We start from the raw sequence: 14,445 nt of genomic DNA on the forward strand, positions 1-14,445 counted from the left end.
AGGACAAAATGACAAGCGCTATAAAATTCACCAAGATGCACGGTGCCGGAAACGACTACATTTATGTAGATACGACCCAATATCCTATCAGCCATCCGGAAGAACTTGCGAGGGCATGGAGTGCACCGCATACGGGAATTGGAAGTGACGGTCTGGTACTTATCGGTTCTTCGGACAAGGCCGATTTCAGCATGCGGATATTCAATGCCGACGGCTCGGAGGCCCGGATGTGCGGCAATGCAAGCCGCTGCATCGGAAAATATCTTTTTGACTACGGACTGACCTCCAAAACAGAAATCGCACTCGATACACTGTCAGGTATAAGGATGCTAAACCTGCACTTGGCAGACGGAAAGGTCAACTCTGTAACCGTAGACATGGGCATACCTGCCGACGAACCGGCAGACTACGACGGCAAAGGAGCCAAACCGATGAAAGAACAGCCCATCGAAATGGACGGAGAACGATATGTAGGGACCACCGTATCCATGGGAAACCCGCATCTGGTAATCTTTGTCAATGATATTGAAGCCATCGACCTTACAGTCATCGGTCCCAAACTGGAGAATCACCCTCTCTTCCCCGGACGCATCAATGTAGAATTTGCCCAGATATTGGGAGAAGGAAAAATAAGGATGCGTGTCTGGGAACGAGGCTCGGGCATCACCCAAGCTTGCGGAACCGGAGCTTGTGCCACCGCCGTGGCAGCCTTCCTCACCGGACGCGCAGGAAGGGAATCCATCATCATCATGGACGGAGGCTCACTCACCATCCGATGGGACATCGCCACCAGGCATGTACTGATGACGGGAGAAGCCACCAAAGTATTCGACGGCAAAATTGAATTAATTGACTAACCACCAACTATCAACCAAGAAAAGATTATGGCATTAGTAAACGAACATTTTTTAAAGCTACCGGGCAGTTATCTGTTTTCAGACATAGCCAAGAAGGTAAATACTTTCAGGATAACACATCCCAAGCAAGAGGTCATCCGTCTGGGTATCGGAGACGTTACCCGGCCACTGCCACCGGTCTGCATCGAAGCGATGCACAAGGCAGTGGAGGAGATGGCTGACGCACGGACATTCCGTGGATATGGTCCCGAGCAGGGATACGACTTCCTGATAGAAGCCATCATCAAGCACGATTACCTTCCGCGAGGCATCCACTTCGGTCCTACGGAAATCTTCGTGAACGACGGAGCAAAGAGCGACACGGGAAACATCGGCGACATTCTCCGCCACGACAACAGCGTGGGAGTGACCGACCCGATTTATCCGGTCTATATAGACAGTAACGTGATGTGCGGACGTGCCGGAGTACTGGAGGAAAACGGCCAGTGGAGCAACGTCACCTACATGCCTTGTACCGCCGAGAACGACTTCATCCCGGAGATTCCGGACAAGCGCATCGACATCGTCTACCTCTGCTACCCCAACAACCCCACGGGCACCACCCTGACCAAGCCCGAGCTGAAGAAATGGGTGGACTATGCGCTCGCCAACGACACGCTGATTCTGTTCGATGCCGCCTACGAAGCCTTCATCCGCGAAGACGACGTGCCCCACTCCATCTATGAGATAAAGGGAGCGAAGAAATGCGCCATCGAGTTCCGCAGCTTCTCGAAGACTGCCGGATTCACGGGAGTACGCTGTGGCTACACCGTTGTGCCGAAAGAACTCACTGCCGCCACGCTGGAAGGCGAACGCATCCCGCTGAACAAGCTCTGGAACCGCCGCCAATCTACCAAGTTCAACGGTACCAGCTACATCACCCAGCGGGCGGCGGAAGCCATCTACACACCGGAGGGACAGCGGCAGATAAAGGAAACGATAGATTATTATATGGACAATGCCCGGACCATGAAGCAGGGCCTTGAAACGGCCGGGCTGAAAGTCTACGGCGGTGTGAACGCTCCTTACATCTGGCTGAAAACACCCGACGGAACAAGCTCCTGGCGGTTCTTCGAACAAATGCTGTACGAAGCCAATGTAGTGGGCACACCGGGTGTAGGTTTCGGCCCCAGCGGTGAAGGATATATCCGGCTAACGGCCTTCGGCAAGCACGAAGACTGCGTGGAAGCCATGAAGCGCATCCGGAAGTGGCTGAAATAAAAAAAACAATTGAATTAGCGAGGTACTTGCTATAATCGAGTCGGACTGATCATCCGGAATTTTTCTAAACTTAAAGGTAAAAAGGTATGAAAACAAAAAGTGTAAAATGGGGAATAATGGCAATGGCGCTGTTATCAATGGCAATGCCTTTCACGGCAAAGGCTCAGGATAAAGTGGAAGCGTCGGCAGGCGTCGACCTCGTAAGCGGTTACGTGTGGCGTGGCCAGGATTTGGGAGGGGTAAGCCTCCAGCCGAGCGCATCCATCGCCTACAAAGGTTTCTCTCTGGGAGCTTGGGGCTCCGTAGGCATCGAGAGTTCGGACACGAAAGAGTTCGACCTCATACTGGGATATTCAACCGGAGGCTTCAGCGTATCGGTGACGGACTACTGGTACAATGTGACCGGAGATGGGGTGACAGCCAAATACTTCCAGTACGGTGCACACAATGCTGCCAACTCACATCTGTTCGAAGCGCAAATCGGCTATGATTTCGGCCCCGTAGCCGTAAACTGGTACACCAACTTTGCAGGCGACGACGGTGTTGACAAAGACGGTGACCGTGCTTATTCATCCTACATCTCCGTGGCAGCCCCCTTCACACTGGGCGGTCTGGACTGGACGGCCGAGATAGGCGCTACCCCTTGGGCCACGGACTTCTATGGAGCCAACGGATTTGCCGTATGCGACGTCAGCCTGGGAGTATCAAAAGACATCAAAATCACCGATTCCTTCTCCCTCCCGTTGTTTGCCAAAGCAACCTGGAATCCAAGGTCTGAAGGTGCATACTTTGTAGTCGGACTAAGCTTCTAAAAGCAAAGAACTATGATTTACACACGCCGAAAGGCAAATAGTAAATACAGTCTCTACAGACTGCGTATGGCCCTTGCCATATCGCTGGTATTCTTCATGCAGCCGGGCTTTGCACTGGTCGAAGCCGGTTTTGCAAGAGTAAAAAATACGGCCAATATCCAGATGAAGAACTTCGTTGACTTCATGTTTGGCTGTCTGCTCCACTGGTTCATCAGTTTCGGACTGATGTTCGGTGCAGGCGGATTCATAGGAATGCCCCATTTCTTCGACCTCTCGTTCTACGACGGAGGCGGGCTTCCCACGGAAGGTTTCCTGGTATTCCAGACTGTATTCTACGCTAATGATTTTATGTTTTATTAAACCAACAATTACAACTCTAAGGTATTATGTCAAAATTGAGATTCAGAGTAGTAGAAACGGCGTTTAAGAAGAAACCCGTTGCAGTGGCAGTTCCGGCGGAACGTCCGTCAGAGTATTTTGCCAAGTATGTATTCAACAAGGAGAAGATGTTCCGCTATCTGCCGAGCAAGGTGTATGCCAAACTGACGGATGTGATTGACAACGGAGCTCCGCTGGACCGCAGCATAGCCGACGAGGTTGCCGCAGGTATGAAGAAATGGGCGGTTGAAATGGGGGCGACCCACTATACGCACTGGTTTCATCCGCTGACCGAAGGTACTGCCGAAAAGCACGATGCTTTTGTGGAACACGACGGCAAAGGCGGCGTGATGGAGGAATTCACCGGCAAACTGCTCGTGCAGCAGGAACCGGACGCTTCCAGTTTCCCGAACGGCGGTATCCGCAATACGTTCGAGGCACGTGGCTACTCGGCATGGGACCCCTCCTCCCCGGCATTCATCGTAGACGACACGCTCTGCATCCCGACTATTTTCATCGCCTATACCGGTGAGTCTCTGGACTACAAGGCACCGTTGCTGAAAGCCCTGCGTGCCGTAGACAAGGCTGCCGTCGACGTATGCCACTATTTCAATCCGGAAGTAAAGAAAGTGGTTGCCTATCTGGGCTGGGAGCAGGAATATTTTCTGGTTGACGAAGGGTTGTACGCCGCACGCCCCGACCTGCTGATGACCGGACGCACGCTGATGGGCCATGACAGCGCCAAGAACCAGCAGTTGGAAGACCACTACTTCGGGGCTATTCCCAGCCGTGTGGCCGCTTTCATGAAGGAGCTGGAAATCGAAGCGCTGAAACTCGGCATCCCTGTCAAGACCCGTCACAACGAAGTGGCTCCCAACCAGTTCGAGCTGGCTCCCGTCTTCGAGGAATGCAACCTGGCGGTAGACCACAACATGCTCATCATGGCCTTGATGCGTAAAGTGGCACGTAACCACGGTTTCCGCGTACTGCTGCACGAAAAGCCCTTCAAGGGTGTCAACGGTAGCGGCAAGCATAATAACTGGTCGCTGGGTACGGATACCGGTATCCTGCTCCACGCACCCGGCAAACTGCCCGAAGAGAACCTGCGTTTCATCACCTTCGTAGTGAATACGCTGATGGCCGTATACCGTCACAACGGATTGCTGAAAGCCTCCATCTCCAGTGCGACGAACGCCCACCGGCTGGGTGCCAACGAAGCGCCTCCGGCCATCATCTCTTCCTTCCTGGGCAAGCAGTTGAGCCAGGTGCTGGAACACATCGAAGAGAGCACTAAGGACGACCTCGTCAGCCTCAGCGGCAAGCAAGGCATGAAGCTGGACATCCCGCAGATTCCGGAACTGATGATAGACAATACCGACCGTAACCGCACCAGCCCGTTCGCCTTCACCGGCAACCGCTTCGAGTTCCGCGCCGTGGGTTCCGAGGCCAACTGCGCCAGTGCCATGATTGCGCTGAACTCCGCCCTTGCCGAGCAGTTGACGGAATTCAAGAAAGATGTGGACGAACTGATTGAAAAGGGCGAGCCGAAAATCTCCGCCATCCTCGAAGTTATCCGCAAGTACATCAAGATTTGCAAACCCATCCACTTCGATGGAAACGGTTACAGTGACGAATGGAAAGCTGAAGCTGCCCGCCGCGGTCTGGACTGCGAGACAAGTGTTCCCGTCATTTTCGACAACTACCTGAAACCGGAGAGCATCCGGATGTTCGAGTCCATCGGTGTCATGACGAAGAAGGAACTGGAAGCCCGCAACGAGGTGAAATGGGAAATGTACACCAAGAAAATACAGATTGAAGCCCGCGTGCTCGGAGATTTGGCCATGAACCACATTATCCCCGTAGCTACACAGTATCAGTCGGATTTGATTGACAACGTCTACAAGATGAAAGACCTGTTCCCCGCAGAGAAGGCTGCAAAACTGTCTGCCAAGAATCTGGAACTCATCGAAGAGATTGCCGACCGTACCGCCTTCATCAAGGAGCATGTGGATGCCATGATCGAGGCGCGCAAAGTGGCCAACAAAATTGAGAGTGAACGTGAAAAAGCCATCGCCTACCACGACAACATCGTACCGATGATGGAGGAAATCCGTTACCACATCGACAAGCTGGAACTCATCGTCGACAATCAGATGTGGACGTTGCCCAAATATCGCGAGTTACTGTTTATAAGATGAAAAATGAAGGATGAAGGATGAATCCTTAATCCCTATCTCATTCTTTTGTTGGTTGTTTTAAGTTTGCAGGGGGGAGAGGTGCCGCGAGGCAGTTCTCTCTCTTTTTTTCGTCCATGCCAACTGTTGGCGGTAAGCGGGAAATAACCTATCTTTGCCCGTCAGATAAAACAATCCTGTCATCATGAAGAATTTACGTAACTGCTATGCAGCGTTCCTGCTGTTTGCCTTGCTGTCCGTTTCGGCTGCCGCCCCGGCACAAACCGATCTGCAGCAAAAACTGGGTCGGATTTCCACCATTACGGAAACCCGTCCGTTGGAGTCCACCCGGTTCTCCGAGAAGTATGTAACCTATTTTACCCAGCCGTTGGACCACCGTCGTCCCGAAAAGGGCAGTTTCCGCCAGCGTGTGATTGTCTCCCACGTCGGCTTCGACCGTCCCACGGTGATTGTAACCGAAGGCTATGGAGCCGCCTATGCCCTCAATCCCAAGTATCGCGAGGAACTTTCCGAGCTGCTCGATGCCAACATGATTTTTGTGGAATACCGTTATTTCCTGGAATCCACCCCTGAGCCTAAAGACTGGCAATACCTCACCGCCGAGAATTCTGCAGACGACCTGCACGCCGTCCGCAACGCCTTTAAAAGCATCTATCCCGGCAAATGGATTGCGACCGGCATCAGCAAGGGCGGGCAGACTACCCTGCTCTACCGCACGTTCTATCCGGACGACGTGGATATTTCCGTGCCTTATGTAGCTCCGCTCTGCTACGGGGTGGAAGACGGACGCCACGAGCCTTTCCTCAGGAAAGTGTCTACTCCGGAGGACCGCAAACGGATTGAGGACTTCCAGTTGGAAGTGTTGAAACGGAAAGCCGCACTGCTTCCCCGCTTTGAGAAATATTGCGATGAAAAAGGACTCAAGTTCCGTGCGCCCGTTGAAGAGATATACGACTATTGCGTGCTGGAGTATTCTTTTGCCCTTTGGCAGTGGGGAACTCCCGTCAGCAGCATTCCTGCCACCACGGCCTCGGACGATGAGATATTTGCCCATCTGCTCGACATCAGTAATCCCGACTACTTCATTGCCGACAGTCCCACAGCCTCATTCTTCGTGCAGGCCGCCCGCGAGCTGGGCTATTATGGCTACGATACGAAGCCTTTCAAGAAGTATCTTTCCATCCAATCGAGCAAGGGTTACCTGCATCGCCTGATGCTTCCCGAAGAGCTGAAAGACATGCCCTTCGACAAGACCCTAAGCAAGAAAATCACGAAGTTCCTGAAAGAGAATGACCCGAAAATGATATTCATCTACGGACAGAACGACCCGTGGACGGCTGCCGGAGTGACCTGGCTGAAAGGGAAGAAGAACATCCATGTATTCGTAGAGCCCGGCGGAAGCCATCGGGCACGCATCGGCACACTGCCCGAAGAGGAAAAGAAGCAAGTGATGGAGCTGATAAATGAATGGTTGAAACAATAAAAACGGATGGTCCGTGTGGCATGAACAGACCATCCGTTTACTCCTGACAGACCATCTGTTCAACCTCAACAGATGGTCTGTTTTTTTATTCTATAATTTGTGCATCCTCAATATCGTCCACTGCCTTTACTGAAGCATCCGGTGTCTTCGGGCGGCGACGCGTAAACTTGAACCAGTTCAGCAGTTCCGAAGCCGCATAGACCAGACTGCTGATACCGATAATAATAAATGCCGTGGAGCGTACTCCCGTAGGATTGAACAGCGCAACCAAGCCGGCAAGCAGAATTAATACCGGAACCACATAAAAACCTCCCGGTACCGGCATCCAGCGACGGGCAGCGGAAAGCGAGGCAATCTGTTGCACTCCTCCCATCACCAGGATAAATCCCAATACAAATGTCAGCAAATCGGCAAAGAAACCGGGCATGATAATCAGCCACAAGCCAAACAGCAGGCTGCCCACCCCCTCAATAGGGAAACGGCTGCGCATCTCCGTGCTCTGTGCAAAGTAGCCTATGATGCTGATAAGCGAAGGCACCAGAAAAATGACACCTATCGTAATCACAAAGTAATCACCCGCCTGGTCGGGAAACATCACCAGCACCAAACCGATAACCAGCGCACATATAGCACGCAAAAATGAATAACTTAATCCTTTCATGAGTCTATGTTTTTTTGCGAAGATACATCTTTATCCGAATAACTCCACACGAAAATCCCGAAAAATCAGTTTACATTCAGCCAGGCATTCATATCTTCGGCCACAAAGAGCCAGTATAATAACAATAGTACAGCAATAACCACGCCTATGGCAACTAAATGTTTTCGATTCATAGTCTGTTCCTTTCTTTTTTTGAATGAATATTCGTTTTTACTACACTTATAAGAACAATATTTCAAGAAAAATGTTCTTATCCAGAAAAAAAGTCATATTTATTTTGGCAGTTAAAACAAAGTGCTTATATTTGTCGCGAAAACGAAGACAGGCTGCACCTCAGCATAAAAAATGAACAAGTTCATTTTATTATACATTCGGTTTGCACTGTCTTTGCCCCCGATAAAACAAAAAAAGTCAATGAAAACAATGTTAGTAAATACATATTGGTGGTGGCACCCGTTACAACTCCGACAGTCGTAAGGGAGCAGCGCTCGTATGTATATATGTAATATATAGTAAAAAACAAAAAGAGCCCTGTCGCACCAAGCGACGGGGCTTTTTTCGTTTAAACAATAATGCGTTTTGATTTCTGAAATAGTAAATAGTAAATCGTCAAATAGTAAATAACATGATGAATTTCTTAGTTGACAAAGAAGGTTATTACGGAGAGTTCGGCGGGGCATACGTTCCCGAAATCCTCCACAAATGTGTAGAAGAGTTGCAGAACACCTACCTCAAGGTGCTGCAAAGTGAGGACTTCAAGCGTGAATACGACCAGTTGCTGCGCGACTACGTGGGACGCCCTTCCCCACTCTACTTGGCACACCGCTTGTCCGAGAAGTACGGTTGCCGGATTTACCTCAAGCGTGAAGACCTGAACCACACCGGTGCCCACAAAATCAACAACAGCATCGGGCAGGTGTTGCTGGCACGCCGCATGGGCAAGCGCCGCATCATCGCCGAAACCGGAGCCGGACAGCACGGTGTGGCCACAGCCACCGTCTGCGCCTTGATGAACATGGAATGCATCGTCTACATGGGTAAGACCGACGTAGAGCGCCAGCGCGTCAATGTGGAGAAGATGAAGATGCTCGGCGCCACCGTCGTTCCCGTCACCAGTGGCAATATGACGTTGAAGGACGCCACCAACGAAGCCATCCGCGACTGGTGCTGTCATCCCTCGGACACCTACTACGTGATAGGTTCCACCGTCGGCCCGCATCCGTACCCCGACATGGTGGCACGCCTGCAGTCCGTCATCAGCGAAGAAATCAGGAAACAACTTCTTGAGCATGAAGGACGCGAATGCCCCGACTACCTCATCGCCTGCGTAGGCGGAGGAAGCAATGCAGCCGGCACCATCTATCACTACGTCAACGACCCGCACGTGCAAATCGTCCTCGCCGAAGCCGGAGGAAAAGGCATTGAAACGGGAATGACAGCCGCCACCATCGCCCTCGGCAAGATGGGCATCATCCACGGCTCGCGCACCTACGTCATCCAGAACGAGGACGGACAGATAGAAGAGCCCTATTCCATCTCTGCCGGACTGGACTATCCGGGCATCGGCCCCATGCACGCCAACCTTGCCAAGCAGAAACGTGCCATCGTCCTCGCCGTGAACGACGACGAAGCCATCCGCGCCGCCTACGAGCTGACCCGGCTCGAGGGCATCATCCCCGCATTGGAAAGCGCCCACGCACTGGGTGCGCTGGAGAAGATGAGGTTCAAGCCGACGGACGTGGTGGTGCTGACGGTGTCGGGACGGGGGGATAAGGATATAGAGACGTATTTGAGTGATGAGTTATAAGTGATAAGTGATGAGCTATTTGAAAATACGAGATGCAATGAAATAAAATACAAGATACAATGAAACAATATGATTATAAAACAGTCAGCCGCACCATGCTCGGTGACTTGCATACGCCGGTGAGCACGTATCTGAAGGTGCGTGACATCTTTCCGCAGAGCGCACTTATGGAGAGTTCCGACTATCACGGCAGTGAGAACAACCGTTCGTTCATCGCTCTGTGTCCGCTGGCTAGTGTCAGCATAGACCACGGCACGGCTATCTTCCGCCTGCCGGACGACAGCCGCGAAGAGCATCCCATAACCGATGCATACCGGGTGGAGAATGCCTTGAACGATTTCCGCGCCCGCTTCCGCGTGGAGGGCGAATACAGCAATTACTGCGGACTCTACGGATACACCTCCTTCAATGCTGTCCGCTACTTCGAGAATATCCCCGTGAAGGACAGCCGCGAAGCTACCAACGATGCGCCGGACATGCTGTACATATTATATAAGTACCTCATCGTCTTCAACGATTTCAAGAATGAGATGCTGCTCCTCGAGATGCTGGCGCCCGGCGAGACCAGCGAACTGGACCAGGTGCAGAAGGCCATCCATAACCGCAACTACACCGCCTACGATTTCCGCGCCGTCGGCCCCACCACCTCCCCACTTACGGACGAGGAGCACAAGGCGAATATCCGCCGCGGCATCGCCCACTGTCTGCGCGGCGACGTTTTCCAGATAGTCCTCTCCCGCCGATTCGAGCAGCGTTTCACGGGCGATGACTTCAAGCTCTACCGTGCCCTGCGCAGCATCAACCCTTCTCCCTATCTGTTCTATTTCGACTTCGGAGGCTTCCGCATTTTCGGCTCGTCCCCCGAAACCCATTGCCGCATCGAAGGCCGCCATGCCTATATCGACCCCATTGCCGGAACCACGAAGCGCACCGGCGATGCAGAGCAGGATGCCCTCAATGCCCGGTACCTGCACGACGACCCCAAAGAGAACGCCGAACACGTGATGCTGGTGGACCTTGCCCGCAACGACCTCTCCCGCAACTGCCACGATGTAAAGGTGGACTTCTATAAAGAGATGCAGTATTACAGCCATGTCATCCACCTCGTCAGCCGTGTCAGCGGAACGCTCCGCGAAGAGGCCGACCCCGTCAAGGCCTTCATCGACACCTTCCCTGCCGGTACCCTGAGCGGCGCCCCCAAGGTACGCGCCATGCAACTCATCAGCCAGCTGGAACCGCACAACCGTGGAGCCTACGGCGGCTGCATCGGTTTCATCGGACTGAACGGCTCGCTGAACCAGGCGATTACGATTCGTACTTTTGTCAGCCGCAACGGTGTCCTCTGGTTCCAGGCAGGCGGCGGTATCGTAGCCAAGAGCAACGACGAGTACGAACTGCAAGAAGTGAACAACAAGCTCGGCGCACTGAAAAAGGCGATTGAGATGGCAGAAAAAATGTGAGTTTATGTACGATTTGACGATTTACGATGTACGATTTGCCATGCGGCGTACATTGCGCAGCCAAATCGTACATCGTAAATAAAGTAACTTCAATCGTACATCGTAAATCGTCAAATAGTAAATAAAATAGATTGTAAATACAAAAGATGAAAACAGTTATCATAGACAATTACGACTCCTTCACCTACAACCTTGCCCATCTGGTGAAAGAGCTTGGCGCAGAAACGGATGTGCTGCGCAACGATAAATTCCGGCTCGAAGAACTGGAGCCATACGATAAAATCATCCTCTCACCCGGCCCCGGTGTCCCCGAGGAAGCCGGACTGCTGCTGGATGTCATCCGCACCTATGCCGGACGGAAACCCATACTCGGTGTCTGTCTGGGCGAACAAGCCATCGGACAAGTGTTTGGCGGAAAGCTGGTCAATCTGGAAGAGGTATTCCATGGGGTACAGACGGAGATAAGGATTAGGAGTGAGGGATTAGGGACGAGGGAGGAAGGATTAGGGATTAGTGATGAAGGATTGGGGGGAAAGGATTATGAAGGTATTTCTCTCGAAGAAGACTATATCTTCTGCGGTTTACCCAATAGGATTCCCGTCGGACGATACCACTCCTGGGTAGTGGATACGAAGGACTTTCCCGAAGCGCTGGCCATTACCGCCATCAGCCCCGAAGGACAAATCATGGCGCTGAAACATCGGGAGTATGACATACACGGCATCCAGTTCCATCCTGAATCGGTACTGACACCCGACGGAAAAACAATCGTAAAAAACTGGCTTTTCAAATGAGGCACTTCAGAAAAAGAGTAAATTCAATCGTCAAATCGTAAATAAAAAGATGAAAGCAATACTCACCCGTCTCTTCAACCACGAAGAGCTCACGTCGGAGGAGACCAAACAAATCCTCCTCAACATCACCAAGGAAATGTATCCTGAGGCGCAGATAGCAGCCTTGCTCACTGCCTTCCAGATGCGGAGCATCACTGTGGACGAGCTTATCGGTTTCCGCGAAGCACTGATGGAGACACGCCTTCCCATCGACTTCGCTCCCTATCGCCCCATCGACATTGTAGGTACGGGCGGCGACGGAAAGAACACCTTCAACATCTCCACCTGCGCTTGCTTCGTAGTGGCGGGAGCCGGCTACAAGGTTGCCAAGCACGGCAACTACGGAGCCACTTCCGTGAGCGGAGCCAGCAATGTCATCGAGCAGCACGGCGTACGCTTCACCAACAACCCCGACACGCTGAAACGCAGCATGGAGGAGTGCAACATCGCTTACCTCCATGCCCAGCTTTTCAATCCGGCGATGAAGTTTGTCGGTCCCGTACGCAAGACGTTGGGAGTGCGCACCTTGTTCAATCTGCTCGGCCCGCTGGTGAATCCATGCTGCCCGGCATATCAGCTGCTCGGTGTGGCAGACCTCTCGCAGATGCGCCTATACACCAACGTATTCTATAAACTCGGCATTGACTTTGCCGTGGTCAACAGCCTCGACAGCTACGACGAAATCTCCCTGACGGACGAGTTCAAGGTGATGACCCGCAACTACGAGCGCATCTACCGTCCGCAGGCTCTCGGCTTCAAGGATGCCCGTCCCGAAGAACTCTTCGGCGGCGCATGCAAGGAAGATGCCGCCCGCATCTTCGACAATATCCTTACGGGGCATGCCACACCTGCACAAACGCAATGCGTCATTGTCAACGCCGCCTTTGCCATCCAGGTGATGGAGCCACAGAAAGAGATTGAAGAGTGCATCGCCATCGCACGCGAATCACTGGATAGCGGACGGGCGCTGGCGACACTGAAAAAATTTATCGAGATTAATAAATGAAGCAATGAAAGATATACTGTCCGAAATCATCGCCCATAAGCAAACAGAGATTGAACTGCAAAAGCAAACCGTCTCTCTGGAACAGTTGCAGGAGCAGGCCGGAATCATCATCCGGGAGAATGCGGCCCACCGCCGCAGCATGAAGCAGGCCCTTGCCGCTTCTTCTACTGGAATCATCTCCGAGTTCAAACGCCGTTCACCCTCTAAAGGCTGGATAAACGAGGCTGCCCAAGCAGAGGAAATACCCGCCTCCTACGAAGCCGCCGGCGCCGCCGCCCTCTCCATCCTGACGGATGAGAAGTTCTTCGGCGGTACGCTGCGCGACATCCGCACGGCCCGTCCGCTCGTCCGCATCCCCATTCTGCGCAAGGACTTCATCATCGACGAGTACCAGCTTCTGCAAGCCTGCATCGTAGGTGCCGACGCCGTACTGCTCATTGCCGCCTGCCTCAGTCCGGAGCAGTGCAGCACCCTCACCACCCAAGCCCACGAACTCGGGCTGGAGGTATTGCTCGAAATCCACAGCCCTTCGGAACTCTCCTATATAAATAAGGAGGTCGACATGGTCGGTGTCAACAACCGCAACCTCGGCTCTTTCGTCACCGATGTAGAAAACTCCTTCCGGATAGCCCGGCAACTGCGCGAAGCCACCCACGGACCGGCATCCCCGCTCCTTGTCTCCGAAAGCGGCATCTCCGACCCCGAAACCATCTGCCGCCTGCGTGCCGCCGGCTTCCGCGGTTTCCTCATCGGCGAAACCTTCATGAAAACAGCCAATCCGGGCGAAACCCTGAAAGAGTTCATCCAAGACAGTCTCTTAATTGATAATTAAAAGTTGAAAGTTGATAATTGAAAGTTGATAATTGTAAATACAAAAGTCTCTCATACAGCGTTACATCGCGCAGCCAAATTGTAAATAGTAAATTGTAAATCGTAAATAAAATGTCTCCTCTCATCAAAGTATGCGGAATGACCGAAGCAGAAAACATCCGCAATGTAGAACTGCAAGGTGTAGATATGATTGGTTTCATCTTCTACCCCAAATCTCCCCGTTGTCTGTGCCAAATGCCCGGGTATCTGCCAGCCTGCGCCAAGCGCGTCGGCGTCTTTGTCAACGAAAGTAAGGAAAACATCCTGATGTATACCGACCGTTTCGGCCTGGACTACATCCAGCTGCATGGCAATGAAGCTCCCGAGTACTGCCGTTCCCTGCGCAATGCAGGCCTGCACCTCATCAAGGCTTTCTCCATCTTGCTGCCCAAGGACCTGCTTTCCGTCTCTGCCTACAACGGTCTGTGCGACTATTACCTCTTCGACACCAAGACCCCGCAGTACGGCGGTTCCGGCAACCAGTTCGACTGGAACCTCCTGCACCGCTACAACGGTCCCACCCCGTTCCTGCTCAGCGGTGGCATCAACCCCTACAGCGTAAAAGCCCTCCGGGAGTTCCGCCACCCCTATTTCGCAGGTATCGACATCAACAGCCGTTTCGAGACGGCACCGGGAATAAAGGATGTGGAACGCATCGCAAACTTCCTGAAAGAACTCAAGGGAGGTACGATTTGACGATTTACTATTTACTATTTGGCTGCGCAATATACGCCACATGGCAAATTGTACATTGTACATAGTAAATAGTAAATTGTAAATTGTAAAATTGTAAATCGTAACATGCAGTATATATTGCGCAGCC

General features: G+C 52.3%; 12 protein-coding genes and 1 pseudogene. 12 read left to right on the forward strand and 1 reads right to left on the reverse strand.

All coding sequences use genetic code 11. From position 1 onward, the window contains the following. Positions 1 to 8: 8 nt before the first annotated feature. From dapF to ITJ87_RS14645, 6 genes and pseudogenes are all read left to right on the forward strand, one after another. Positions 9 to 857, forward strand: a complete 849-nt coding sequence (gene dapF, locus ITJ87_RS14620) for a diaminopimelate epimerase (protein WP_057256514.1) — start codon at positions 9 to 11, stop codon at positions 855 to 857. Between the two features lie 27 nt (positions 858 to 884). After that, entirely contained in the window at positions 885 to 2,117 is a 1,233-nt protein-coding gene (locus ITJ87_RS14625; RefSeq protein WP_005837305.1) for an LL-diaminopimelate aminotransferase, read from the forward strand. An 86-nt stretch (positions 2,118 to 2,203) separates the two neighbouring features. Next, on the forward strand, positions 2,204 to 2,929 hold the full coding sequence (locus ITJ87_RS14630) for a hypothetical protein (RefSeq protein WP_005837306.1): 726 nt from the start codon (positions 2,204 to 2,206) through the stop codon (positions 2,927 to 2,929). A gap of 12 nt (positions 2,930 to 2,941) precedes the next feature. Beyond that, a pseudogene (locus tag ITJ87_RS14635) lies at positions 2,942 to 3,268 on the forward strand (hypothetical protein); the annotation flags it as partial. Positions 3,269 to 3,315: 47 nt separating this feature from the next. After that, positions 3,316 to 5,505: a glutamine synthetase III gene (locus tag ITJ87_RS14640; RefSeq protein ID WP_117952000.1), complete on the forward strand. Its 2,190-nt coding sequence runs from the start codon at positions 3,316 to 3,318 to the stop codon at positions 5,503 to 5,505. Positions 5,506 to 5,686: 181 nt separating this feature from the next. After that, positions 5,687 to 6,985 (forward strand): S28 family serine protease, encoded by a 1,299-nt coding sequence (locus ITJ87_RS14645; protein ID WP_055288641.1) that lies wholly within the window; start codon positions 5,687 to 5,689, stop codon positions 6,983 to 6,985. 85 nt (positions 6,986 to 7,070) lie between these two features. Here the strand turns inward: ITJ87_RS14645 and ITJ87_RS14650 are convergent, their stop codons facing one another. Next, positions 7,071 to 7,646: an HdeD family acid-resistance protein gene (locus ITJ87_RS14650; RefSeq protein WP_005827537.1), complete on the reverse strand. Its 576-nt coding sequence runs from the start codon at positions 7,644 to 7,646 to the stop codon at positions 7,071 to 7,073. 628 nt (positions 7,647 to 8,274) lie between these two features. On the opposite strand from ITJ87_RS14650, the gene trpB reads away from it, so the two are divergent. The 6 genes from trpB to ITJ87_RS14680 all read left to right on the forward strand — a co-directional run bounded on the left by trpB (position 8,275) and on the right by ITJ87_RS14680 (position 14,318). After that, on the forward strand, positions 8,275 to 9,453 hold the full coding sequence (gene trpB, locus ITJ87_RS14655; protein ID WP_171029006.1) for a tryptophan synthase subunit beta: 1,179 nt from the start codon (positions 8,275 to 8,277) through the stop codon (positions 9,451 to 9,453). 59 nt (positions 9,454 to 9,512) lie between these two features. After that, the gene (locus tag ITJ87_RS14660) at positions 9,513 to 10,913 is read left to right on the forward strand and encodes an anthranilate synthase component I family protein (protein ID WP_117964524.1); all 1,401 of its coding nucleotides are present in this window, start codon (positions 9,513 to 9,515) and stop codon (positions 10,911 to 10,913) included. A gap of 146 nt (positions 10,914 to 11,059) precedes the next feature. Then, positions 11,060 to 11,707: an aminodeoxychorismate/anthranilate synthase component II gene (locus ITJ87_RS14665; RefSeq protein WP_009038313.1), complete on the forward strand. Its 648-nt coding sequence runs from the start codon at positions 11,060 to 11,062 to the stop codon at positions 11,705 to 11,707. Between the two features lie 49 nt (positions 11,708 to 11,756). Continuing rightward, positions 11,757 to 12,752, forward strand: a complete 996-nt coding sequence (gene trpD, locus ITJ87_RS14670) for an anthranilate phosphoribosyltransferase (protein WP_005837316.1) — start codon at positions 11,757 to 11,759, stop codon at positions 12,750 to 12,752. A 4-nt stretch (positions 12,753 to 12,756) separates the two neighbouring features. Beyond that, the gene (gene trpC, locus ITJ87_RS14675) at positions 12,757 to 13,584 is read left to right on the forward strand and encodes an indole-3-glycerol phosphate synthase TrpC (protein WP_117964523.1); all 828 of its coding nucleotides are present in this window, start codon (positions 12,757 to 12,759) and stop codon (positions 13,582 to 13,584) included. A 110-nt stretch (positions 13,585 to 13,694) separates the two neighbouring features. Then, a complete protein-coding gene (locus ITJ87_RS14680) occupies positions 13,695 to 14,318 on the forward strand; it encodes a phosphoribosylanthranilate isomerase (RefSeq protein WP_117964522.1) in 624 nt (207 codons plus the stop codon). Positions 14,319 to 14,445: the final 127 nt, after the last annotated feature.

Source organism: Bacteroides sp. HF-162 (genome assembly GCF_015679285.1).
In the GTDB taxonomy this organism is placed as follows: domain Bacteria; phylum Bacteroidota; class Bacteroidia; order Bacteroidales; family Bacteroidaceae; genus Bacteroides; species Bacteroides uniformis.